The following is a 22,845-nucleotide window of genomic DNA, read 5'->3' on the forward strand; positions in this document are numbered from 1 at the left end:
GTCCGGCCGATGCGGCCGGTGATCGCGCGCGGGCTCTGCGGCCCGTTCGTCGCGATCGCGAGAGGACAGGATGAGCGAGGATTCGTCTTGCGTCTATCCCGGTATGATGGGGACTCCGGGAGAATTGTCGCAGCAACGCTGCGCTGCAGCGTTAGTTGGGGAGAAGCGCGCTGTCGCTCACCCGGATCGAGCCCCGCCATGCGCTGTGCGATACAGCGCCCTCTCCCACAAGGGGAGGTGGCGCATTAACGCGCACCGCGAATCGATCGTTCAAGCAGCGCCTCCTCAGCTCGCCGCGTCGATCAAATTCTCGAGCAGCCGCTTCAGCTCGCCGGTGGCCTTGTCGCCGTAATTCTCCAGGATGTGCGCTTCCTGGCTGGCCGCCAGCGAGTTCAGCCGCTTGCACAGCGCCTTGCCATGGTCGCTGATGAACATCAGGACCTTGCGGCGGTCGTGGGCGTCTTGGCGACGGTAGACCAGCGAGTCCGACACCATGCGGTCGATCATCTTGGTCAGGGTCGGGTGGTTCAGCAGCACGGCATCGGCGAGATCGCCCATCGAGTGCCCCTCGCCGTCGGAGAGCACCTTGAGGATGCGCCACTGCTCGACGGGCACGCCCTCGGTGCTCAGGCGCGTCTCCAGCTGCCGGTTGATCTCGCGGTTGGCCTGCGCGAGCAGGTAGGCGAGGTGTTCGGTGAGGGGGGTGTTGGGATGGGGCGGTTTGGCCACGATGAACTTCGCTTGCGGTCCCGACTTGAATGAATGTCCGGCAGTTGCTGCCCGATCTATATGCATCCCAATTCTTGAACATTCAACATTTTCGAATAGGATATTTGCCGAACGCGTGCTGATTTTGACGGCGTATGACCGCCGGTCCACAATGGACCAGACACGGTTGCGGCCAAGGAGTGGGTGTGCTCTCGACAGGATCTGTCACGGCCGGGCGTCTCGGTCTGCCGCCGTCCCTGCTGTTCAGGAGCCCGCCGCGGCGGGCCGGCCTTCCCGCACTGGCCCCCTTCGATCCCGACCGTCTGCAGCGGCGCGGCTCCCGGAGCAGGCTGCGCATCGGCAACTTCCTCACCTTCTCCGGCTCGCCCGGCATCTGGGGGCCGGCTGCGACCAACAGCGCGCTGCTCGCGGTGTCCGAGATCAACCGCCGCGGCGGCATTCTCGGCCGCGAGATCGAGTTGTCGTTCTACGATTCCGGCGGGCCGGCGGACGAGGTGGCCGAGCGCGCCAGGGACGCGCTCGAATTCGACGGCATCGACGTCGTCATGGGCTCGCATATCAGCGCCGTGAGGCTGGCGCTGCGCCGGCTCACCCGCGGCCGCATCCCGTATGTGTATACGCCGGTCTATGAAGGCGGCGAGCGCACGCCCGGCGTGATGGCGATCGGCGAGACGCCGCACAGCCAGACGCGTCCCGCCATTCACTGGCTGGCGGAGAACAAGGGCGCCAGGCGCTGGTACCTGATCGGCAGCGACTATGTCTGGCCGTGGCAGTCGCACCGTTCCACCAAGACCTACATTGCCGAGGCCGGCGGGCATGTCGTCGGCGAGGAGTTCGTGCCGGTCGGCGAGGATGATCACGAGGCGCATCTGGCGCGTATCCGGGCTGCCAAGCCGGACGTCGTGCTGGTCTCGCTGATCGGCACCGACAGCATCACCTTCAATCGCGCCTTCGGCGAGTCGGGCCTCGCCGCGACCACCCTGCGTCTCGCCGGCGCGGTGGACGAAACGGTGCTGCTCGGCATCGGCGCCGACAACACCGAGAACCTGTATACCTCTTCCGGCTATTTCAGCTGCATCGGCTCCAAGGCCAATGACGCGTTCATGAGCCGCTACACCGCCATGTTTGGCGCCCAAGCGCCGCCGGTCGGATCGGTCGGCCAGTCGAACTACGAGGGCCTGCGCTTCCTGAAGGCCGCCGCCGAGCGCGCCGGCTCGCTGTCCCTGCGACCGCTCGCTGCCGCCGGCCGCAACATCGTCTATTCCGGCGCGCGCGGCGAGGTGACGATCCGGCAGGGCCGCGCCGGCATGGCGATGCATCTCGCCGCGGCCGACGGGCTCGATTTCAAGATCATCCGAACGTTCTGAGACGTCCGCCTGCTCAGGCAGCCGCAGCGCTCTTGGCGGGCGCGCGCGCCGGCGCTGTCGGCACGTCGCGGATCATCCGGCTGATCGCCTCCTGCGGCATCGGCTTGCCGAACAGGAAGCCCTGCACGCTGCTGCAGCCCTCCTCGCGCAGGAAGGCGAGGTGCTGCTCGGTCTCGACGCCCTCGGCCAGCACGGGGATGTTGAGGCTGCGCCCGAGCAGCAGGGTCGCCTTGACGATCGCCGCGGCGTGCACGCTGGTCTCGACCGACTGGATGAAGCTCTTGTCGACCTTGATCTTGTCGAACGGAAACACCTGCAAGGTCGACAGCGACGAGTAGCCGGTGCCGAAATCGTCCATCGCCACCGTGACGCCGATAGCCTTCAGCGCCTGCATTACCTGTAGCGCGTGCTGGCGGTCGGCGATGATGCCCGTTTCTGTCAGCTCGATCTCCAGCCGCTCCGGCGCCAATCCGGTCTCGCGCAGCACCTCGGCGACGCGCTTCGGCAGGTCGTGGTTGAGCTGCATCGGCGCGACGTTGACGGCGACCTTGAACGGCTGGCTCCAGCTCGCGGCGGTGGCGCAGGCGGTGCGCAGCACCCAGTCGCCGATGTCGACGATCAGCCCGGTTTGTTCGGCCATCGGAATGAAATCGTTCGGCGGCACGCGGCCCTTCACCGGGTGATTCCAGCGCAGCAGCGCCTCGAAGCCGATGATGCCGCCGCTCTGCGTGTCGTTCTGCACCTGGTAGTGCAGCTCGAACTCGTTGCGCACCAGCGCGCGCTTGAGGTCGATGGCGAGCTCGGCGCGGCGCCGGCTGGCCTCGTCCATCGACGGCTCATAGGTGCAGATCTTGCCCTGGCCGAGACTCTTGGCGCGGTACATCGCGAGGTCGGCGCGGGTGAGAAGCTCGTCGGCGGTGAGGCCGTGGTCGGGATGCAGCGCGATGCCGATGCTGCAGCCGACCGAGAGGCTGCGTTCCTCCCACTCGACAGGCGCCAGCACCAGCGTGCGCATCCGCTCGGCGAACTTCGCCGCCTCGGTGCGCGCGAAGATCTCGCTCTTGACCGCGACGAACTCGTCGCCGCCGATCCGCGCCAGGAACTCGCCGGGCTGCAGCGTCGATGCAATACGCTGAGCGATCATCGTCAGCACGGCATCGCCCGCGGCATGGCCGTGCGCGTCGTTGATGTCCTTGAAGCGGTCGAGGTCGATCGCGAGCACCACCAGGTGCGCCGTCTCGTCGCCGTCGGTCAGCAGCGGCGCCAGCCGATGGCCGAGGCCGTTGCGGTTGGGCAGGCCGGTCAGCGGATCCTGCAACGCGAGCTGCCGATAGCCTTCGACAGCCTCCTGCGCCGCCTGCAGATCGATCATATAGGCCGAGGCGGCCATCGCCATGATCAGGCCGATGCCGGTGACGATGCTGATCAGCATCACGCTGTCGGACAGCGATTGCACGGGCGCGTCGATGCCGGCCATCGGCGCCAAGGTCAGCGCAGCCATGCCGGTGAAATGCAGGCTCAGGATCGCGAGCACCATCGCCAGCGAGCTGCCATATTTGCAGAACCGCGTGACGGGACGGGCGATGCGGTTGGCGGCGACGGCGCCGAAGCCCGTCGCCAGCGCGACCGAGAGCCAGATCGCCGGCGCGTGCCAGGTTCGGATGCCGTCGAGATTGAGCGCGCCCATGCCGGTGTAATGCATCGCGGCGATGCCCAGCCCGAACACGGCGCCGCCGGCCTCGATCAGCGGGCCGCGCTGCGTTCGCGTGGTGATGAAGAAGCCCAGCCAGGAAAACACCACGGCGAGGCCGAGCGAAGCGAACGTGAGTCCCGCCTCGAACGAACGGTTGCCGGATGCGTCATAGCCGAGGATGGCGGCAAAATGCGTCGTCCAGACCGTGCCGCCGGCGACCAGCCCGGCCAGGAACAGCAGATGGAAGCGTCGCAGGCCGGTGTTGCGGCGGACGCGCGCCAGCAGCCGCATCGACAGCAGGGAGCCGAGCACGCAGACCAGCAGCGCGGCGGCGACGTAGCGCAGATCATGATCGGCGGGCAGGCAGGACAGAATCGTCAACATCGGCAATTTACCTCACGCAGCCAGCTACGCTCCGCGGCGGGACGGGTTTTGGCGCGCGCGGAATCGCGGTTAGCGAAGCGTCAACGCGGGCAGCACCTCTGCCCGCGTTGAGTCATGCACGAGGTTGGACAGCCGATGATTAAGCCGCCGGCCGCCGGCGCTGGGTTTCGCCATGGAACCTGGGACATCGTGACGAAACTGCCAACGCCATGCACGACTCTTTGCGGAGCTGGAACAAGCAGGACTATTTGCTGGCGACGTTGCCGGGCAGCGCGTAGGCCCGCACATAGTCGCCGAGCTTGGTGCCGAACGAGCCGTGGCCGCCATCGACGGTGACGACATACTGCTTGCCGCCGGCCTCGTAGGTCATCGGCGTCGACTGGCCGCCGGCCGGCAGCCTGTCCTGCCACAGCAGGCGGCCGTCCTTGACGTCGAAGGCGCGGATGTAGTCGTCCATGGTGCCGGTCAGGAAGGCGACGCCGCCCGCAGTGACCATCGGGCCGCCGAGCATCGGTACGCCCAGCTTGAACGGCAGCGGCAGCGGCGCCTGGTCGCGGATGGTACCGACGCGGTGCTGCCAGACGATCGCGTTGGTCTTGAGGTCGATGGCGGCGAGACTGCCCCAGGGCGGCGCCATGCAGGGGATGCCGAGCGGCGACAGGAAGATGCCGAGCGAGACGCCGTAGGGCGTGCCGTACATCGGCTGCACGCCGAGCTCGGTGCCCGGCGGATGCGCGGCGTTGGGTTCGGCCGGATTGTCCTTGCCGCGCGGCACCAGCCGCGACACGAACGGGATCGACTGCGGATTGGCGATCGCGATCTTCTTCACGGGATCGATGGCGATGCCGCCCCATTCGAACATGCCGAAATCGCCGGGATAGACCAGCGTGCCCTGCTCGGAGGGTGGCGTGAACGGCCCTTCGTAGCGCAGCCGCTTGAACATGATGCGGCACGCCAACTGATCGAACATCGTCGCGCCCCACGTCTGCGCGCCCGAGAGCTCCTTTCGCGGCCGGAAGCTCAGTTCGGAGAACGGCTGCGTCGGCGACAGCCGGTCGCCGGGCGCAGCGCCCTGCGGCACCGGCTTCTCCGGCGCGGGGACCAGCAGATGCCCGTCGCGGCGATCGAGCACGAAGATGTTGCCGGTCTTGGCCGGCACGTAGATCGCCGGCACCACGCCGTCCTTGCCGGGCATGTCGACCAGGCTCGGCTGCGACGGCATGTCCATGTCCCACAGATCATGATGCACATTCTGGAACGACCAGCGCAATTTTCCCGTGGCGATGTCGAGCGCCACCAGCGCCGAATCATAGCGCTCGTTGTCGGCCGAGCGGTTGCCGCCCCAGATGTCCGGCGAACTCGAGCCGAGCGGGATGTAGACCAGGCCGAGCGCCTCGTCGGCCGCGCCGACGCTCCAGCCGTTCGGCGAGCCCGGCGTGAAGTGATGCGTGGCCGACGGCATCTCGTTGGGATCGGGATTGCCGGGATCGAACGCCCACAGCAGCTTGCCCGTGTAGACGTCGAAGCCGCGGATCGCGCCCGACGGCACCTTGTTGGAGTAGTTGTCGATCACGGCGCCGGCCATGATCACGACCTTGTCGGTGACGACCGGCGGCGAGGTGCCTTCGTAGAAGCCGAGCGTGGTGATCTCGTTGCCGGCCTTGAGATCGATCTGGCCGTGCTCGCCAAAGCCCTCGCATGGCTTGCCGCTGTCGGCGTCGAGCGCAAACAGCCTTCCGTCATTGGTCGGCAGGAAGATGCGCCTGGCGCATTCCGTCGGGGCCGCCGCGCCTGACACGTCGACCGCGCCCGGCTTGGTCTCGTGATAGGCCACGCCGCGGCAGGTCATGTGCTGGAAATTCTTGTGATGTTCGATCTGTGGATCAAACTTCCAGCGCTGCTTGCCGGTGGCGGCATCGAGCGCGAACACGATCTGATGCGGCGAGCAGGTGTAGAGCAGATCGCCGATCTTCAGCGGCGTGACCTCGTTGGTGAACTCGTCGGGATCGTCGGGCCCTTTGCGGTCGCCGGTGCGGAATTCCCACGCGAGCTTGAGAGTCTTCACATTGTCGGGTGTGATCTGCTTCAGGCTCGAGAAGCGCGTGCCGAAATTGGTCGCGCCATAGGCGATCCAGTCCGCCTGCGCCTCGGCGGGCGCGGTATCGGTGCCGGCCGTCGCCGCCGCGGCCTGCGGCAGCGCGCCATCGGCGCCGAAACGATCGCCGCGCAGGGAGGCGCCGAGCACGACCACGGCCACCGCAAGCACGGCCACGAGCCCCCAGCGCGCCGCGCGCATGTCGCCCACCAGATGCGCCGTGATGAATGGCAGCAGCAGCCAGACGCCGAGCGGCACCAGCACGTCGCCGCGCGGCGCCAGCGACCAGAAATCCAGCCCGACCTCCCAGATCGCCCAGATCATCGTGCCCAGCAGCAGCGCCGCATAGATCCACAGCGCCGCCGCATGCCGCCGCCACAGCAGCACCGCGACGACCAGCAGCGCGAGGCCTGCGACCAGGTAATACGGTGAGCCGCCGATCGCGGCGAGCCACGCCCCGCCGGCGAGCAGCGCGAGGCCCATCAGGCCGACAACGATCGCGGTGAAGGTGAGCAGCGGCGCGCGCTGCAGATGGCGGGCTGCGGCCATTGCGCGGCTCCAGGCTGATGATGACAGGCCGCGGCGCGACGCCGCAGCCGCGTCATGAACGGCGAGGAAGGGCGGAAGTTCCTGGCCGTGCAGGGCACGGGATGGGGCCGCCGCGCGGTCGCCGACCTCCCTCCCGGCACACGGCCTTTTGCGCGCCTTCCGTGGCCGGACCGGGTTGCCGCTCCGTGACGGAATTAATACGATCCCATGTCAGTCACATGAAAATTGGAGTGCCCGGATGCGTGCGCAGTCGCGAGCCCTGTCGAACCCGGTCGCCCTGTGGTGGGCGATGCTGACGCTCGTCAGCCTCGCCAACATCGTGTTCTGGTTCATCCTGTACCGCCAGCTCAACGGCGGCAGCAGTTCGGCGGGGCAGGCGTCCCAGACCGGTTCGATGCTGGCGCTGTCGGCGGCCTATGTGTTCGGCTGCGCCTTCCGCTCGGTGCTGCCGCGCGCCGACGTGCAGCGCATCTGCCTGGTCGACAGTTGGCTGTCGAGCGTGTTCGTCGGCCGCACCGTGGCGACCATCGCCGAGATCGCCTTCGCGGCACAATGGGCCATCATCCTCGCGCAGCTCGGCGCGATCGCCGATGCCGAGACCGCGGTGAACATGGCCCGTATCATCGTGCCGCTGATCGTCATCGCCGAGATCTGTTCCTGGTACGCCGTCGTCACCCGGAATTTCCTCTACAACGCGATCGAGAACTCGCTGTGGGCGGTGGCCTTCCTGTTCGTCGGCATCGGGCTCGGCCGGCTGCTGCCGGAGTTCGATGGCGTGGTGCGCGGCCTGCTGATCGCGGGCCTCGTCGGCATCGCCTGCTACCTCGCCTTCCTCGTCGTGATCGATGTGCCGATGTATGTGAAGCGCTGGCGAATCGAGCGCGCCGCCGGCACGCCGCTGCTGCATCCGCTCGCCGGCCTGCGCGACTCCGCCACGCGCTGGACCGTGACCCACGAGTTCGAGCACTGGAGGGAAGAGATCGCCTGGATGTCGCTGTATTTCAGCGCTGCCGTCTGGGGGTCGCTGGCGCTGTGCGCGCTCTCGGCGATGAATGATCACCTGCCGCGGGATCGCGCGCAGGCGACCGGCGCGCCACCGGCCATCGTCCAGCAGAGCGCCGATCGGTCCTGACGCGACACCCCGCCGTGACGGTCACGGCGGGATGTCCTGCTTGCCTCAGCCGTGCATCGCGAAGTGATGCGAATCGTCCATCTGGACGATGTGGCTGTAGTCGGCGTGCGGCGCGTCGTGGACGGCCACCGGCGCGTGGTCGAAATTCGGCGGCACGATGCCGGTGTTGCCGGCGTGGCCATGGTCGCCGAAATTGTCGACGATGATCGGGTTGTGCGACGAGCCTTCGCCGTGCAGCGGACCGGAGCCGAATCCGGAGCCCAACCCCGAGCCTTCGCCACCCTGGGCGTTGTCGCCCGCGTGCTGGATCGCCGAGGCGATCGAGTCCCAGAACCCGCCGTGGCTGCCGCCCTCGGACCCGCCATGGGCGACCGCGATGCCGTCACTGCGCAAGCCGTCCTGCGCCAGCTTGAAGATATCGCCGATCGCGGCGCCGAGATCGCCATGGCTGAGGTCGTTGACCAGCGAGCCCAAGTCGTGGCCGATCGCGTCGAGCTGCTGCCCCAGCGAGTGGCTCAAATCGCCGGCGGTCTGTGCCAGACCGTTGAGGCCTTCGCCGACGAAGTGGCCGACGCCATCGACAATGCCGGTGCCGACCGCATCGGCGCCGTGGGCGATGCCGGAGATCGCCTCGCCGATCGGTCCGCCGATCAGGTGGCCGGCCGCGGAGGCCGTGTCGGTGACCACGCCGATGGCGCCGTCGGCCACCGCCACGCCGGCGTCGAAGCCGCCCTTCACCACCGCGCCTGCGGCGTCCAGCGCGTCCATGCCGACCTCGCCGGCCGTTCCGACGATGGTGCCGGCCATGCCGAGCGCGCCGTGGCCGACTGCGCCGGCCGCCTCCAGCCCGGCCTCGCCGAGGCCGACCGCAGTGTGCGCCAGGTCGCCGGCGACGTCCAGGGCGCCATGCGCCACGTCGCCACCGACCTTGAGCCCGCCATCGACGATGTCGCCACCGATATGCTTGACGTCGTTGATGACGCCGTCGAGGTCGCCATGCACCAGGTGGCCGACGCCGGACGCGACGTCGCTCACGACGTTGACGCCGGTATGGAGGACGTCGCCGCCGACATGGACCACGGTCGACGCGACGTCGCCGACGGTGTGAAGCAGGCCGCCGCCGATCGCCTCGGCGCCATGCCCGATCGCGCCGAGCACGCCGCCCACGGTATGGATGGCCTCGCCGCCGAGCGCGCCGATCCCGTGCACCACGCTGCCCACGGCATGCGCGGCATCGCCGGCGACGTGCTCGACCGTGTTGACCACGGCACCCGCCGCGCCGCCGACTGCACCCGCCACATCCTTCGCGACGTCCTTCACGTCATCGACTGCGGAACTGACGGCATCTCCGATATCATCCCAAAAGCTCATGACCTGCTCCTCTCGGTTGCGTCACCTCGCCTCGGGTGACGCGCCGTTTGTCGCAGATCGCGTCCCCGCGCTCCGTGCGCGACGTCACGCAAGCTGAGAGGTGGCAGGGCTCGGGCGCGAGGCCTGTCCGCAAGGCCAGGCCATCCACCTCTTCAGTGGCCGCAGGGAGGGAATACGTGGATGCCCGCTTAGGCCGGGCAACTCATTAGCAGGCCCTGATCGCGATCGTTCAGGGGGGCATCGGTGTGATGCTCAGCCGCGGTTCAGGCGTGGCCGATCCAGCCATGCCAGGTCAGCGCGGCAAAGAAGCGACGGGCATCGCGAAAGCCGCCGTCGCACAAGATCGCTTCATCCTCCTCGGGGCTCAGCATGTTGACGCTGGCATCGACGGTCGCGCGCATCGTCCTTGCCTGCTCGGGGTCCGTGCCCGACGCAACGGCATAGGCCGCGTAGCGATCCAGCCACAGGGCCCGCTCAGTCGGCTCCTTCGGCAGGCAGCTATGGGCGACCACGAACGGCGCGCCAGGGCGGAGCCGGTCGTGCACGGCGCGGACTGTCTGCAAACGCTCCGGCGTTGCCAGAAAATGCAGCGTCAGCAGGCATGTCGCCGCGTCAAACGGGCCGGCCGGCGCAGCGTCGATGGTGCCCTCGATCAGTTCGACCCGGCTGATCCGCGCGCCGAGCGTGCGTTCGGCGAGTCGCAGCATCTGCGGCGCCGGATCGACCCCGACGAAGGTCCACGATGGGTGCGCTTCGGCCAACGCATCGAGCTCGAGCCCGCCGCCCGCGCCCAGCACGAGCACCCGCGCATGGTCGGGCGCCCGCTCGGCCAGCAGAACCGCCGTCATGCGGTGCAGCCCGTCGAGACCGGGCACGAAGCGCCGTGGACCATCGGTGTAGCGCGCGACGAATTCGGGATCGGAAAACGCGCGGATGAACTGCTGAGCGCCGTCGGCAATGTCAGCCGGCATGACAAATGTCTCCCTTGCGAGGTCGCTTGCGTCGTTCGAGGCGGTCGTGGAAATCAGCGCTCAGCGCCGCCAGCGTGATGGCACCGAGACGGGACAGCAGCAACGTCTCGGCGGCCCGGATGGAGGTGTCGAGCGCGGCATTGACCGCCTGCTCGACGAGACAGTTGGGATTGTCGCTCCGATGGCCGATCGCGAACAGCGACGGACGTCCGAGCGAATCGTAGACGTCGCGCAGGGTGACGGCCGCCAGATCGCAGGCGAGCGTCCAGCCGCCGCCATGGCCTTTCTCGGAGCGCACATAGCCGCTGTCCCGGAGCCCCGCCATGATTCTGCGGATCACGACCGGGTTGGTCTGCATCATCGCTGCGAGCGCCTCGGAGGTGACCGGACCGTCGTGCTCCGCCATGTGGAGCAGGACATGGAGGATGCCGGACAACTGGCTGTTGGGTCTCATGTAACTTTTAATATGACATGATGCCCGGAACGTCAACCGGCCTGCCTTCGTGCGGCCTTGGGCGATGCTGTCGTGTCTGCCCGTCGGGCGACTCGGTCCTGCGGCTCGTCGCGAATGCGGGCGCGTTCATTCCCCCGATCCGCCGCAAAGTCTCTGGCGCGGAAAACCGGATTTCGCCTGCGCGTTCAGGCTGATTTGGGCTGTCCAGTCCCGTGAGCAAAAATATTCCGCTTCGCAATTTCGGAAATTCGTGATCTATTCATTCCATCCCGCCTCATCGACGAGGGGCGCTGCGCGGTCGTCACGAAGCGTGGAGTGCGGGATGTGATGGGCGGGCCGGTTTGCAGCGTGACTTGATCGCGCCGACGAACAACACCGGTCCGTACGGTCAAGTCGCGTGGTCCTGGCCTCCCGACGCTGAGGTCAAGCCGGCTGATGATGCCTCGTGCATCCCGCCGGTGATGGGGGCAAGACAGCCCGGTCCCCAGGGAGATCGCGAAGCAGCCGTTCAAACCGTCGCGCAGGGAGGGCCGGATCGTCCGGCTGGACCTGTGGTTCCTGCCGCCTGCATTTTTTTCGCAGGCGGGCCACGGGCCTCAGTCGAGGTCCGGCCTTCCCTGCACCCTCGGTCTTGAAGAGGGTGAGATCGATGCATCGCTCGGACGCCGAATGCGCCGCGAGAACAGAGACGCGCATCCCCAGATGCAGTTTGAGATCGTTGACCACGACGGCACCACGAACGCGGTGCTTCCCCTCCAGGGGAGGGTGGCGTCATGCGTTCGGATCGGCTCTTCCGAGCCGGCGGCGCCGACGTCCTACCTACTTGAATCCCGAAAACCGGCTGTCGAACGAGTTCGACTGCAGCACCGGGACGGCGCCGGAGACCAGCGCGGTCTGGGTCTGGGCGGGAGCCGAGGCGGTGGTGGCCGGCGCCTCGCTGGTCGCGGGCTTGAACGGCGGCCGCGCGGCAGCCTGCCGGGTCTCGGCGGGCTTGGCCGCGACCGGCTTCGGCGCTGGCTTGGTCTCGGCGGGCTTCGCCTCTGCGGTCTTGCTCGGCGCGGGCTTGGCTGTCGCCGTGCTCTCAGCCGCCGCATTGCCGCCGATCCCGACCTTGCGGGCGAGGCTCGACATGAAGCTCGGCTTCTCGGGCGCGCTGACGGCCGCCACGCGGGTCGACGGCGCGCTCACCGGCGCCTCCGCTGCACTGGCCGGCATCGCGACCTCGTCGGCGCCGGGCGCGCGCGGCGGGTTGACGTGACCGGGGATCGTGCCTGGCGCGGCCTGGAAGTTGGCGAGCGACAGGCCCGGCGCCTCGCCGGCGTCGGACAGGCCGGTGGAGGCTCCGGGCACGCGGCTGGCGAAGATCGGATTCATGCCGCCGTCGATGCCGGTGTTGAGCTTGGCGACCGGCGTGCCCTTGGCGACGAGCTTGGCATATTCCGCCTCGTCGGCCTGCTGCTTGTCGCGCACGGCGGCGGTGATCTCGTCGGGCACGACATAGGCCGGGCACTTGGCAGAGGCGTCGAACACCGGATCATGCGTCGCGCCCGGCGGCTTCTGGGCGTTGAAGACGTATTTCTTCTCGCAGAAGTCGACCTTCGGCTCCTGCCGCGTGACCTCGAAGGCGTCATAGCCTTCCTTGATCATGCGCCAGAACGGCATGTTCGGATTGTTGCGGTGCCTCGCCATGTTCACCGGCGTCATCCGGAACGGATAGGCCTGGAACTGGAAGGCGCGCTGGCCGCCGAAGAACGACTCGCGCCCGAGCGCATAGATCTCGGCGATCTGCTCGTCGGTCATCGCGAAGCAGCCGCGCGAGGAGCAGTCGCCATGCACCATCAGCTGCGAGCCGGTGCGGCCGAGCGCCTTGTCGAACGCGTTCGGATAGCCGGTGTTGAACGACAGATAGTAGGCCGATTGCGGGTTCATCTGGCTCGGATTGATCGAGTAGAAGCCCTCCGGCGCCTGGCGGTCGCCCTCGCGCACTTTGGGTCCAAGATCGCCCGACCAGCGGCAGATCGGATAGGTCTTGAGCAGCGCGAACTTGCCCGAGCGGTCCTGCTTCCAGACCTCGAGCTCGGCCTCCTGCTTGAAGACGCGGACCAGGATCGGCGACTGCAGATCCATATCCTTCTCGCCCATCGTCGCGACGAGCTTCGGCGGTACCGGCTGGTTGGCCTTGGCGTTGGTGGCGAGTCCGACCTGATCGCTGTTGCAGCCGGTCAGCAGCGCACCGGCGGCCAACGCCGCCGAGGTCAGGAGAACCCGGACGAAAGCGCGGTTGATCAAAGCAAAGCTCCCCGCAAACCCCGCATGCCGCAACACCCCAGTCTCATCTCACCCGATCGGCCCGAAAGCTGGATAAATCACGGGTCGACCCTGCGTCATGCCGTCAAACCATTGATTAAAATTGTAGCCTTTGACCCCAGGCCTCGCAACCCGCGCTCCGGCGATGCCACCTGGCCCCGGCCGCCTTGGTCAACAACTTCTAAACAGCAGACCCCGTCGGCGGGGCCGAAATGCGGCCAAACGGCTGGAAAGACTCACAAAACCGCGAGCGCCGAGGCCCGGGCGCAAGCCCGGTCAGCCGAGCTTGCGGCCGATCTCGATGAACTTCTGCCGGCGCTGCTTGCGGATGGCGTCGGCGTCGAGGCCCTTCAGCTCGTCGAGCGCCTGGGCGATCGCCTCGCCGGTCGCCGCGATCATTGCTGCGGGATCGCGGTGGGCGCCGCCGACCGGCTCCTTGAGAATGGTGTCGACCACGCCGAAGCGGAGCATGTCCTGGGCGGTGATCTTCATGCTGTTGGCGGCTTCCTGCGCCTTGGTGCCGTCGCGCCAGAGGATCGAGGAGGCGGCTTCCGGCGAGATCACGCTGTAGATCGCGTGCTCCAGCATCAGCACCCGGTTGGCGGTGGTCAGCGCGATCGCGCCGCCCGACATGCCTTCGCCGGTGATGATCGCGATGTTCGGGACGCCGAGCGCCAGGCAGGCGTCGGTCGAGCGCGCGATCGCTTCGGCCTGGCCGCGCTCCTCGGCGCCGATGCCGGGATAGGCGCCGGCGGAATCGACCAGCGACAGCACGGGGATGCCGAAGCGCTCGGCCATCTCCATCAGCCGGACCGCCTTGCGGTAGCCTTCGGGACGGGCCATGCCGAAATTGTGTTTGAGCCGGGACTCGGTGGTGGCGCCCTTTTCCTGGCCCATCACGCAGATCGGCTCGCCGCGGAAGCGGCCGAAGCCGCCGAGCAGAGCGGCGTCCTCGCCGAACTTGCGGTCGCCGGCGAGCGGGGTGAACTCGGTGATCAGCCCGCCCACGAAGTCGGTGAAGTGCGGCCGCTGCGGATGGCGGGCCACCATGGTCTTCTGCCACGGCGTGAGCGTGGCGTAGAGCTCGGCCAGCGCCTGGCCGGCCTTCTCCTCGATCCGGCTGACCTCCTCGCCGATATCGGTGCCGGAGGCGGCCATCGCCCGGAGTTCGTCGACCTTGGAATCGAGCTCGGCAACAGGCTTTTCGAAATCGAGGTAGCTGCGCATGGGATCCGGCATGGAAGAGCTGAAGGAAGAGCGCTGGGAGACGAAATCGGTTCGGCCTTCGGACCTGAAGCCGAACGACTTCAGGAGCTTAGGGTACGATCGGTGCCCAGCCTCCAGGCATCGCGCCGGGATCGCGGGCAGGATGGCGCTCTTTCGGGGCAGACGGGCGCGAAGTCAAGCCGGCCGGGCGTCACGCCGGCGGATTTGGTTTCGGGAAGGTGTGAAGCGAGGTCAGGTCTCGGCCAGCGGGTGCAGGTCGCGGACCAGGCTCTTGAGGCGCTCCTCGACCACGTGGGTGTAGATCTGGGTGGTCGAGATGTCGGTGTGGCCGAGCAGGGTCTGCACGATGCGCAGGTCGGCACCGTTGTGCAGCAGATGGCTGGCGAAGGCGTGGCGCAACACGTGCGGCGACACCAGCCGGGCGGGCAGGCCGCTAGCCACCGCGAGTTCCTTGAGGTCGCGGGCGAAGTGCTGGCGGGTGAGGTGGCCGCTCTCGCCGAACGAGGGAAACAGCCATTTGCCGAATGTCGCACTGGCCTTCTTCTCAGGCTTCAGCGCATCCAGGGCGGCGAGATAGTCGGCCATCGCCTGGCGCGAGGCCTGGTTCAGCGGCACCAGCCGCTCCTTGTTGCCCTTGCCGCGCACCACGATCATGCGGGCGTCGTTGCGGGCCGCGGTGCGCGGCAGCGCCACCAGCTCGGAGACGCGCAGGCCGGTCGCGTACAGCACCTCGAGCAGGCAATACAGCCGCAGCGCGCGCAGCCGCTGCGCCGGCGAGGCCTCGCCGACCTCGGAGAGCTCCTTGGCCCTGGTCAGCATCCGGTCGACATCGCCGATCGACAGCACCTTGGGCAAGGAACGGCCGCGTTTCGGGCCGGACAGGATGGCGGCGGGATCGTCGCTGCGGATGCGCTCGCTCAGCAGGAAGCGGAACAGGTGCCGCATCGCCGACAGCCGCCGCGCCACGCTGGAGGACTTGAAGCCCCTGGTATCGAGGTCGGCGAGATAGTCGCGCAACGCCTGGGTGTCGGCCGTGGCGAAGCTGTTGGCCTTGCCGCCGAGAAATTCGGAGAGATCGGTGAGGTCGCGGCGATAGGCGTCCAGCGTGTTCTGACCGGCGCCCTGCTCGGCGGCCATCATGTCGAGGAACAGGCTCATCAGCCTGGCGTCGGAGGCCTTGACCTTCATGTCGTGAAATCCGCTGCGTCCGAGGCGATCGAATCACTACGAGGTATTCGCCGGGGCACATCGAGCGGTGACTGCAAATCTGGCCGATATCGCGGCGCCCGGCCACCTCAGAGAAGCGCAAAATGCTTAATCAATGCCGTGTGGCTTTTGAGTTCGCGCTCGCGTGCCGGATCATTTCTTCTGGAACTTGTCCGGCGGGATCGTCACCGTCATCTCCCGCGATTTGGGACTGACGAAATTCGCCAGCGCGTAGATCGCGCCATAGACCACGCCGACGATGACGGCGATCACGGTCAGGAAGCGGAACAGGCTGGGCATCGGGGTCGCGCGGGCCACCAGGGAAGGAATAGTTTCATCCAACATGTTCGCACCCGGCTGGCAAGTCCGGCGCTCTCCACCGTTCGTCCGGAGGTCGGTTCTGCTTGCTCCCTCATTCCGGGGCGGCGCGCGCAGCGCGGCGAGCCCGGAATCCATCACCGCGGGACGACGTCGTCGGCGAGATGCCAACAGCCAGCCTGCCTCACACAGCATCCTGTGGGTATGGGTTCCGGGCTCGCGCTGCGCGCGCCCCGGAACGACGTCCGCGGGGAGAACCGGTTGCGTGTCGCGGAACAGGATGCCTTTGAAAGCAGCAGGGGCTGGGTTAGAAGCCTTCATATGACCGACACGTCCCAACCCGCTGCAAGCCCAGCCGCTCCGGAGACCGCTATTCTCGCAGGCCTCGGCAAGCGGCTGATCGTGCTGGTCGGCATGATGGGTGTCGGCAAGTCGACCGTGGGCCGGCGGCTCGCGGCGCGGTTGCGGCTGCCCTTCGTCGATGCGGACACCGAGATCGAGACCGCGGCCGGCATGACCATACCGGAAATCTTCGAATCGCGCGGCGAGGACTATTTCCGCAACGGCGAGGCCCGGGTGATCGCCCGGCTGCTCGAAAACGGGCCCGGTGTGCTGGCAACCGGTGGCGGCGCCTTCATGCGCGAGGAGACGCGGCGGCGCATCCATGAGAAGGCGGTCTCTGTTTGGCTGAAGGCCGATGCCGACGTGATCATGCGCCGCGTCCGGCGGCGGGCCGACCGGCCGCTGCTGCAGACCGCCGATCCCGAAGGCACGGTCGCTCGCCTGCTCGTCGAGCGCGAGCCGGTCTACCAGCTTGCCGATCTCACGATCTGCTCGCGCGATGTGCCGCATGATCGCGTTGTCGAGGACTGCATTGAGGCGCTGCAGGCGTTCTTCTCGCCACCGGAGACCGAGGCGGGGCCGGCCGGACCGCAACCCGATCCAGTTCAACCCGATCCTCCGCACGCGATGGGCGCGCTCCGATGACAGCACCTCTGAAGCATTCCGATCCGATCATCGTCGACGTCGCGCTCGGCGAGCGCGCCTATGACATCGTCATCGCCCGCGGCGTGCTGGCTTCGCTCGGCCAGCGCATCGCGGCGCTGCGGCCGGGCGTGCGCACGGCCATCGTCACCGACCGTACCGTGGCCGCGCATTGGCTGAAGCCGACCGAGGCGATCCTGGCGGAGGCGGGCATCCCGGCGTCCACGATCGTGGTCGATGAGGGCGAGGGCTCCAAGACCTATGCCGGCCTGGAGAAGGTCAGCGAGGCGCTGATCGCTGCCAGGATCGAACGCAACGATCTGGTCGTCGCGCTCGGTGGCGGCGTGGTCGGCGATCTCGCCGGCTTCGCGGCCGCCATCCTGCGCCGCGGCGTCGATTTCGTGCAGGTGCCGACCTCGCTGCTGGCGCAGGTCGACAGCTCCGTCGGCGGCAAGACCGGCATCAATTCGCCGCAAGGCAAGAACCTGCTCGGCGCCTTCCATCAGCCGGTGCTGGTGATCGCCGACACCGCCGTGCTCGATACCCTGTCGCCGCGCCAGTTCCGCGCCGGCTATGCCGAGGTCGCCAAATACGGCCTGCTCGGCGATGCCAGCTTCTTCGCCTGGCTCGAGGCCAATCACGCCGACATCGTCAGAGGCGGCGCCGCGCGCGAGCACGCGGTCGCGACCTCGTGCCGCGCCAAGGCGGCGATCGTGGCCCGCGACGAGCGCGAGACTGGCGACCGCGCGCTGCTCAATCTCGGCCACACCTTCGGCCATGCGCTGGAGGCCGTCACCGGGTTCTCCGATCGCCTGTTCCACGGCGAGGGCGTCGCCGTCGGCATGGTGCTGGCGGCGCAGTTCTCGGCCGAGCTCGGGATGCTGCCGCCGGACGACGTCGTGCGCATCGAGCGTCACCTTGCCGCGGCCGGTCTGCCGACCCACCTGCAGGACATCGCCGGCTTTGCCCAGGAGGGGATCGGCGACGCCGACCGGCTCTTGGCCTTGATGGCGCAGGACAAGAAGGTCAAGCGCGGCAAGTTGACCTTCATCCTGATGGAAGCCATCGGCCGCGCCGTCATCGCGAACGACGTCGATCCGGCGCGGGTCCGCGACTTTCTCCAGGCCAAATTGCGCAGCAGAAGCTGATCCCGGGCTTTACGCCGTATTGAGCAGTGCCAACGGATCATCGGCTGCCTCCCTCCAGAGCGACATCGGCGTCATGGACTGGTTCACACTCTCCGTCGTCATTCTCCTCCTCGCCGCCTCCGCCTTCTTTGCGCTGAGCGAGACCGCGCTGACCGGCGCCTCTCGCGCCTCGATGCTGCGGCTGTCGAAGCAGGGCAATCGCGATGCCGACGTGGTGTCGAGCCTGTTCGACACGCGCGAACGGCTGATCGGCGCGCTGCTGCTCGGCAACAACATCGCCAATATCGGCGCCTCCGCGCTGGCGACCGGTATTTTCACCGCCTGGTTCGGTGAGGTCGGCGTGCTCTACGCGACCGGCGTGATGACCGCGCTGGTCGTGATCTTTGCCGAGGTGCTGCCGAAGACGATCGCGATCAACGCGCCGGATCGCGTCTCGCTCGCGGTCGCCAGGCCGATGCGGGCGGCGGTGATCGTGCTCGGTCCGGTGCTTGCCGTGATCGAAGCGATCGTGCGCGGGCTGATGCGGCTGATCGGCTTCAAGGTCGGGGCCAATCAGCCGATCCTGTCGCCGACCGAACGCCTGCGCGGCGCCGTCGATCTGTTGCATCATGAAGGCAAGGTCGAGAAGCAGGATCGCGACATGCTCGGCGGCCTGCTCGATCTGCGCGAATTGCAGGTGTCCGACGTCATGGTCCACCGCACCGAGATGGTGATGGTGAATGCGGACCTGCCGCAGGAAGAACTGGTGCGCGAGGTGCTCGCCACCGAATACACACGCATCCCGCTGTGGCGCGGCACGCCGGAGAACATCATCGGCGTGCTGCATGCGAAGGACCTGCTGCGTGCGATCCGCGCCGCCGAGGGCGACGTGTCGCACATCGACGTTGCTTCACTGGCGCTGCCGCCGTGGTTCGTACCCGAGATGCGGTCCGTGTCGGAACAGCTGAAGGCGTTCCGCCGGCGCAAGACGCATTTCGCGCTCGTGGTCGACGAGTATGGCGAGGTCGAAGGCATCGTCACGCTGGAGGATATTCTGGAGGAGATCGTCGGCGACATCTCCGACGAGCAGGATGTGCAGGTCGCGGGTGTGCGCGTGCAGCCGGACGGATCCGTCGTCGTCGATGGCTCAGTGCCGATCCGCGATCTCAATCGCGCGATGGACTGGACGCTGCCCGATGAGGAAGCAACGACAGTTGCCGGTCTCGTCATTCACGAGGCGCGTTCGATCCCCGAGCGCGGCCAGAGCTTCACGTTCCACGGCTTCCGGTTTCGCGTGCTGCGCCGGGAGCGCAATCGCATCACTGCGCTGCGCATCGTACCGGTGCCGCGCGGCGAAACCGAGGAGACGCGGCCGCGCCGTGCAGGCACGGCGTTCTAGCTAGAGCATGATCCGGAAAAGTGGAAGCCGGTTTTCCGAAGAGATCATGCTCAAACAAAGCGATGGGATCAAGCCTCGCCCGGCGCCTTCGCATGCAGCGCGAGCGCGTGCACCGAGCCGGCAAGTTCCGCTGCCAATGCGGCGTTGATCAGGCGGTGGCGATCGACACGGCTCTTGCCCGCGAAGGCCTGCGACACAATATACACGCGGAAATGGGTCTCACCGCTCGGCTGATGGCCCATATGGCCTTCATGCAGATGTGATTCGTCCTGAACATCGAGGCTTTCAGGCGTGAAAGCTTCGCGCAACTTTTTGATGATAGCATCTCGGGTCCGCATGGTCTCTGGAAATACGCATCAAATTATTTTTCGTCAATCGGCGGTCCCCGCCCGAGGTATTCGCAATGTCAAGACTTGAAGCTTTTCGCGTTGCGTAGTCAAAGTCCGCCATGCCGATCGATTCAAACAAATTCTTCGACTCCATCCGCATCAAGCCCAAGAAGGCGGCTGCGCGGCAGCCGGTGGTGCGCGAGGAGGCCCAGCCCTGTCAGTGGCCGGACTGCAAGAACAAGGGCTCGCATCGCGCGCCCAAGGGACGCGAGAACGCGCGCGAGTATTGGCACTTCTGTCTCGATCACGTGCGCGAGTACAACCAGTCCTATAATTTCTTCTCGGGGATGAACGCCGAGGCGGTCGCGCGCTATCAGAAGGATGCGCTGACCGGACACCGCCCGACCTGGAAGATGGGGGCCAACACGTCGGCCAAGCGCGGCACCGGCAGCGCCGAGGGCGATCTCGGCGATGCCGCCGATCCGTTCAGCGTATTCGCCGAGATCAACGGCCGCGGCAGCTGGCGCCCGGATCCCCGGTCGGCCCCCAAGGCCGAGACGCGCAAGGTGTTCAACGCCGAGCGCAAGGCGCTGCAGGTCATGGGCCTCGGTCCCGACGCGACGCTGGAAGACGTCAAGGTCAAGTACAAGGCGCTGGTGAAGCAGCACCATCCCGATGCCAATGGCGGCGACCGCTCTACCGAGGATCGCCTGATCGAGATCATCAAGGCCTACAACTACCTGAAGACGGTGGTGAAGGGCTGACGCGCGGCAGCGCGTGAGGCTGCCGCGCGTTGCGTCGAAGGTCTCAGGGCTTCGGCCCGATATAGGCCGAGCTCGGCCGGATCAACCGCCCCGTCCGCTGCTGCTCCCGCGCATGGGCGGTCCAGCCGGCGGCCCGCGCCACCGCGAAGATCGGCGTGAACGCCTGGCGCGGAATCTTCAGCGCATCGAGCAGGATGGCGGTGAAGAACTCGACATTGGTGTCGAGCGCCCGCTCCGGATTCTTCCGCCGCAGCGCCTGGCGGATGTAAGCCTCCACCTCGCTCGCAAACGGCAGGTCGGCGCCGCTGCCCGCCAGCCGCTCGATCGCGGCCTTGAGCACGTCGGCCCGCGGATCGCGCACGCGATAGATCCGATGTCCGAACCCCATCAGCCGCTCGCCGCGGCCGAGCGCCGCGTCGACCCACGGCTTGATGTTCTCGCGCGTGCCGATCGCGTTGAGCATCTCCAGCACCGGCTCCGGCGCCCCGCCATGCAGCGGGCCGGTGAGCGCGCAATAGCCGGCGGTCACCGATGCGAACAGGTCGGCCTGGGTCGAGGCGACGACGCGCGCGGCGAAGGTCGAGGCGTTCATGCCGTGATCGCTGACGGTGACGAGATACGTGTCCAGCGTCGCCACCTCGCCAGCCGCAGGCGTATCGCCGCGGACCATGCGCAGGGTGTCTGCGGCGTGGCCGGCGTCAGGATCGGGCGCAATCGGCTGTGCTCCCTGTGCGCGCTGGACCAGGGCGCCGGCGATCACCGGGCAGGCGCCGACGATCGTGGCTTCGTCGTCGAGCCCGGGCTCGGACCGCAGCGCCGCGATGGCGGCGCGGAAGCCGTCGATGATCGACAGGCCGGAGGTCGCGGCGAGCAGCTCGGGCAGCCGCGTAAAGGCGCGCGCGCGGGCCTGGCCGAGGCTGGCACGGACATCCGCCTCGCTGACGCTGCGCTTCGTCGCCGCGCTCCATAGTCGGGCAGTCACGCCTTCGAAGCCGCTGGCGGCGGCGAGGTCAGCCACACGCGCTCCGGCGATGATGAGCTCCCCCTGCTGGCCGTCGACGTGGCTGAGCACGGTCTCGGCGGCGGCGATTCCGTCGAGGCCGATGGGGGTCTTGCCGAGCTGGATGGTCATGGCGGGTCTCCTTCGAGAAATGGTCACGCTGCCAAGATCCGCTCAGTCGACAACTTGATCAATCTTGATTAAGCTGATCAATATGAAAAAAGACAGCGGTCTTTACCTATCTGCCCGGGAGGCTTCGGCTGAACTGGCGATCTCGCCGGCCACCCTCTACGCCTATGTCAGCCGCGGACTGGTCCGCTCCGAGCCGTCGCCGAATTCGCGCAGCAACCGCTATCGCGCCGAGGACATCCGGGCCCTGAAGGAGCGGCGCGCACCGGCCCCCGAGCCGCGCGCCTTCCGCAGCTTCGATGCGGACCTCCCCGTGTTCGATTCCGCCGTGTCGACAATCACCGAAGCCGGTCCGATCTACCGCGGCGTCAATTGCGTCGACCTGGCCGTGCGCGGCACGCTGGAACATGCTGCGACCCTGCTGTGGGACGTGACCGCGCTCGATCCGTTTGCGCCGGGCAACCTTCCGGCCGTGTCGGAGGAGATGGGTTTCATCGCCGATGCCGCGCGGCGTGCGGCGCCGATCGACCGGGCCATCGCGGTGCTGGCGCTGGCGACACATGCCGATCCCGCGGCGTTCAACCGCGCTCCCGATGGTCGGGCGCTGGTCGGCGCGCGCATCGTCCGGCTGGTGGTCGCAACCATGTTGAACCAGCCCGCCTCAGCCGATCCGCTGCATGTTCAGGTCGCGCGGAGCTGGGCGCCCGGACATGAACATGCGCCGGACCTGATCCGCCGCACCCTGGTGCTGCTGGCCGATCATGAGCTGAACGCGTCGACCTTCACCGTCCGCTGTGCGGCGTCGACGGGCCTCAGTCTCTACGATGCCGTCATCGCGGGTCTTGCGGCGCTCAAAGGACCGCAGCACGGCGGCGCCGGCGTCCTGGCGTCGCAACTGGTGAAGACCCTCGTTGATCGCGATGTCGCGCCGCTGATCCGCGAGCGGGTGGCGCTCGGCGAGCGCTTCGCCGGCTTCGGCCACGGCGTCTACAAGCACGGCGACCCCCGCGCCATCTCGCTGCTGGAGGCGCTGACGCGCGCCGGCGCGCCGCGCAAATTCACCCGCGAGGTGCCGGAGCGGATCGCCGAGGCGACCGGCGAGTTCGTCAATATCGACTATGCGCTGGCGGTGCTGGTGCATAGCCTGCGGCTGCCTGCCGGCAGCGAGCTGGCGCTGTTCGCGATGGCACGTTGCGTCGGCTGGCTCGCCCATGCCTGCGAGCAGCTGCAGCACGGCCGCCTGATCCGCCCACGTGCTCGCTATATCGGACCCGCGCCCGGCCGCGGAGCCATGTTGGATGCGCTGTAGC

General features: G+C 67.6%; 19 protein-coding genes. 7 read left to right on the forward strand and 12 right to left on the reverse strand.

Annotated elements, in window-relative coordinates; genetic code table 11:
* Nucleotides 1-285: 285 nt before the first annotated feature.
* The gene (locus QX010_RS27065; RefSeq protein ID WP_284422802.1) at nucleotides 286-729 is read right to left on the reverse strand and encodes a MarR family winged helix-turn-helix transcriptional regulator; all 444 of its coding nucleotides are present in this window, start codon (nucleotides 727-729) and stop codon (nucleotides 286-288) included.
* Nucleotides 730-914: 185 nt separating this feature from the next.
* Between QX010_RS27065 and QX010_RS27070 the strand changes: the two genes are divergently transcribed.
* Complete coding sequence (locus tag QX010_RS27070) at nucleotides 915-2,096, forward strand: substrate-binding domain-containing protein (RefSeq protein ID WP_316182901.1); 1,182 nt, start codon at nucleotides 915-917, stop codon at nucleotides 2,094-2,096.
* A 13-nt stretch (nucleotides 2,097-2,109) separates the two neighbouring features.
* Here the strand turns inward: QX010_RS27070 and QX010_RS27075 are convergent, their stop codons facing one another.
* Together QX010_RS27075 and QX010_RS27080 are read right to left on the reverse strand one after the other, a co-directional pair.
* Nucleotides 2,110-4,173 (reverse strand): putative bifunctional diguanylate cyclase/phosphodiesterase, encoded by a 2,064-nt coding sequence (locus QX010_RS27075; RefSeq protein WP_315800604.1) that lies wholly within the window; start codon nucleotides 4,171-4,173, stop codon nucleotides 2,110-2,112.
* A 244-nt stretch (nucleotides 4,174-4,417) separates the two neighbouring features.
* Nucleotides 4,418-6,817: a membrane-bound PQQ-dependent dehydrogenase, glucose/quinate/shikimate family gene (locus QX010_RS27080; RefSeq protein ID WP_316182902.1), complete on the reverse strand. Its 2,400-nt coding sequence runs from the start codon at nucleotides 6,815-6,817 to the stop codon at nucleotides 4,418-4,420.
* A 238-nt stretch (nucleotides 6,818-7,055) separates the two neighbouring features.
* Between QX010_RS27080 and QX010_RS27085 the strand changes: the two genes are divergently transcribed.
* Nucleotides 7,056-7,949, forward strand: coding sequence for a hypothetical protein (locus QX010_RS27085; protein ID WP_316182903.1), 894 nt, complete (start codon nucleotides 7,056-7,058; stop codon nucleotides 7,947-7,949).
* A gap of 45 nt (nucleotides 7,950-7,994) precedes the next feature.
* On the opposite strand, the gene QX010_RS27090 is transcribed toward QX010_RS27085, so the two are convergent.
* The 7 genes from QX010_RS27090 to QX010_RS27120 all read right to left on the reverse strand — a co-directional run bounded on the left by QX010_RS27090 (nucleotide 7,995) and on the right by QX010_RS27120 (nucleotide 15,785).
* On the reverse strand, nucleotides 7,995-9,320 hold the full coding sequence (locus tag QX010_RS27090) for a hypothetical protein (protein WP_316182904.1): 1,326 nt from the start codon (nucleotides 9,318-9,320) through the stop codon (nucleotides 7,995-7,997).
* A gap of 263 nt (nucleotides 9,321-9,583) precedes the next feature.
* Nucleotides 9,584-10,291: a class I SAM-dependent methyltransferase gene (locus QX010_RS27095; protein ID WP_316182905.1), complete on the reverse strand. Its 708-nt coding sequence runs from the start codon at nucleotides 10,289-10,291 to the stop codon at nucleotides 9,584-9,586.
* The gene (locus QX010_RS27100) at nucleotides 10,281-10,745 is read right to left on the reverse strand and encodes an Rrf2 family transcriptional regulator (protein ID WP_316182906.1); all 465 of its coding nucleotides are present in this window, start codon (nucleotides 10,743-10,745) and stop codon (nucleotides 10,281-10,283) included. The genes QX010_RS27095 and QX010_RS27100 overlap by 11 nt, the downstream gene beginning before the upstream one ends.
* An 819-nt stretch (nucleotides 10,746-11,564) precedes the next feature.
* Complete coding sequence (locus QX010_RS27105) at nucleotides 11,565-13,034, reverse strand: L,D-transpeptidase family protein (RefSeq protein ID WP_316182907.1); 1,470 nt, start codon at nucleotides 13,032-13,034, stop codon at nucleotides 11,565-11,567.
* Nucleotides 13,035-13,328: 294 nt separating this feature from the next.
* Nucleotides 13,329-14,291: an acetyl-CoA carboxylase carboxyltransferase subunit alpha gene (locus tag QX010_RS27110; RefSeq protein ID WP_315800597.1), complete on the reverse strand. Its 963-nt coding sequence runs from the start codon at nucleotides 14,289-14,291 to the stop codon at nucleotides 13,329-13,331.
* A 219-nt stretch (nucleotides 14,292-14,510) separates the two neighbouring features.
* Nucleotides 14,511-15,467, reverse strand: a complete 957-nt coding sequence (xerD, locus tag QX010_RS27115) for a site-specific tyrosine recombinase XerD (RefSeq protein WP_315800596.1) — start codon at nucleotides 15,465-15,467, stop codon at nucleotides 14,511-14,513.
* A gap of 171 nt (nucleotides 15,468-15,638) precedes the next feature.
* The gene (locus QX010_RS27120; RefSeq protein WP_315800919.1) at nucleotides 15,639-15,785 is read right to left on the reverse strand and encodes a histidine kinase; all 147 of its coding nucleotides are present in this window, start codon (nucleotides 15,783-15,785) and stop codon (nucleotides 15,639-15,641) included.
* Between the two features lie 339 nt (nucleotides 15,786-16,124).
* On the opposite strand from QX010_RS27120, the gene QX010_RS27125 reads away from it, so the two are divergent.
* From QX010_RS27125 to QX010_RS27135, 3 genes are all read left to right on the forward strand, one after another.
* Entirely contained in the window at nucleotides 16,125-16,790 is a 666-nt protein-coding gene (locus tag QX010_RS27125; protein WP_315800595.1) for a shikimate kinase, read from the forward strand.
* Entirely contained in the window at nucleotides 16,787-17,935 is a 1,149-nt protein-coding gene (gene aroB / locus QX010_RS27130) for a 3-dehydroquinate synthase (RefSeq protein ID WP_316182908.1), read from the forward strand. Before QX010_RS27125 ends, aroB begins: the two co-directional genes overlap by 4 nt.
* 73 nt (nucleotides 17,936-18,008) lie before the next feature.
* Complete coding sequence (locus QX010_RS27135; protein WP_315800593.1) at nucleotides 18,009-19,313, forward strand: HlyC/CorC family transporter; 1,305 nt, start codon at nucleotides 18,009-18,011, stop codon at nucleotides 19,311-19,313.
* Between the two features lie 68 nt (nucleotides 19,314-19,381).
* Here the strand turns inward: QX010_RS27135 and QX010_RS27140 are convergent, their stop codons facing one another.
* Nucleotides 19,382-19,651 carry a BolA family protein gene (locus QX010_RS27140; protein WP_315800592.1) on the reverse strand — a complete coding sequence of 90 codons (270 nt, stop codon included), beginning with the start codon at nucleotides 19,649-19,651 and terminating at the stop codon, nucleotides 19,382-19,384.
* A gap of 110 nt (nucleotides 19,652-19,761) precedes the next feature.
* On the opposite strand from QX010_RS27140, the gene QX010_RS27145 reads away from it, so the two are divergent.
* Nucleotides 19,762-20,406, forward strand: coding sequence for a J domain-containing protein (locus QX010_RS27145; protein WP_315800591.1), 645 nt, complete (start codon nucleotides 19,762-19,764; stop codon nucleotides 20,404-20,406).
* A gap of 43 nt (nucleotides 20,407-20,449) precedes the next feature.
* On the opposite strand, the gene QX010_RS27150 is transcribed toward QX010_RS27145, so the two are convergent.
* The gene (locus tag QX010_RS27150) at nucleotides 20,450-21,538 is read right to left on the reverse strand and encodes a citrate synthase/methylcitrate synthase (RefSeq protein ID WP_316182909.1); all 1,089 of its coding nucleotides are present in this window, start codon (nucleotides 21,536-21,538) and stop codon (nucleotides 20,450-20,452) included.
* Nucleotides 21,539-21,620: 82 nt separating this feature from the next.
* Between QX010_RS27150 and QX010_RS27155 the strand changes: the two genes are divergently transcribed.
* Nucleotides 21,621-22,844 (forward strand): citrate synthase family protein, encoded by a 1,224-nt coding sequence (locus tag QX010_RS27155; RefSeq protein WP_315800589.1) that lies wholly within the window; start codon nucleotides 21,621-21,623, stop codon nucleotides 22,842-22,844.
* Nucleotide 22,845 lies beyond the last annotated feature (1 nt).

It is taken from the genome of Bradyrhizobium sp. SZCCHNRI1009, assembly GCF_032487575.1.
Classification (GTDB): Bacteria; Pseudomonadota; Alphaproteobacteria; order Rhizobiales; family Xanthobacteraceae; genus Bradyrhizobium.

Excerpts from the sequence above, each read along its gene's own strand:
- QX010_RS27145 (WP_315800591.1), top strand. The coding sequence starts at position 19,762 with ATGCCGATCGATTCAAACAAATTCTTCGACTCCATCCGCATCAAGCCC.
- QX010_RS27100 (WP_316182906.1), bottom strand. The coding sequence starts at position 10,745 with ATGAGACCCAACAGCCAGTTGTCCGGCATCCTCCATGTCCTGCTCCAC.
- QX010_RS27125 (WP_315800595.1), top strand. The coding sequence starts at position 16,125 with ATGACCGACACGTCCCAACCCGCTGCAAGCCCAGCCGCTCCGGAGACC.
- QX010_RS27150 (WP_316182909.1), bottom strand. The coding sequence starts at position 21,538 with ATGACCATCCAGCTCGGCAAGACCCCCATCGGCCTCGACGGAATCGCC.
- xerD (WP_315800596.1), bottom strand. The coding sequence starts at position 15,467 with ATGAAGGTCAAGGCCTCCGACGCCAGGCTGATGAGCCTGTTCCTCGAC.
- QX010_RS27140 (WP_315800592.1), bottom strand. The coding sequence starts at position 19,651 with ATGCGGACCCGAGATGCTATCATCAAAAAGTTGCGCGAAGCTTTCACG.
- QX010_RS27120 (WP_315800919.1), bottom strand. The coding sequence starts at position 15,785 with ATGCCCAGCCTGTTCCGCTTCCTGACCGTGATCGCCGTCATCGTCGGC.
- QX010_RS27090 (WP_316182904.1), bottom strand. The coding sequence starts at position 9,320 with ATGAGCTTTTGGGATGATATCGGAGATGCCGTCAGTTCCGCAGTCGAT.
- QX010_RS27075 (WP_315800604.1), bottom strand. The coding sequence starts at position 4,173 with ATGTTGACGATTCTGTCCTGCCTGCCCGCCGATCATGATCTGCGCTAC.
- QX010_RS27110 (WP_315800597.1), bottom strand. The coding sequence starts at position 14,291 with ATGCCGGATCCCATGCGCAGCTACCTCGATTTCGAAAAGCCTGTTGCC.
- QX010_RS27080 (WP_316182902.1), bottom strand. The coding sequence starts at position 6,817 with ATGGCCGCAGCCCGCCATCTGCAGCGCGCGCCGCTGCTCACCTTCACC.
- aroB (WP_316182908.1), top strand. The coding sequence starts at position 16,787 with ATGACAGCACCTCTGAAGCATTCCGATCCGATCATCGTCGACGTCGCG.
- QX010_RS27085 (WP_316182903.1), top strand. The coding sequence starts at position 7,056 with ATGCGTGCGCAGTCGCGAGCCCTGTCGAACCCGGTCGCCCTGTGGTGG.
- QX010_RS27095 (WP_316182905.1), bottom strand. The coding sequence starts at position 10,291 with ATGCCGGCTGACATTGCCGACGGCGCTCAGCAGTTCATCCGCGCGTTT.
- QX010_RS27155 (WP_315800589.1), top strand. The coding sequence starts at position 21,621 with ATGAAAAAAGACAGCGGTCTTTACCTATCTGCCCGGGAGGCTTCGGCT.
- QX010_RS27135 (WP_315800593.1), top strand. The coding sequence starts at position 18,009 with ATGGACTGGTTCACACTCTCCGTCGTCATTCTCCTCCTCGCCGCCTCC.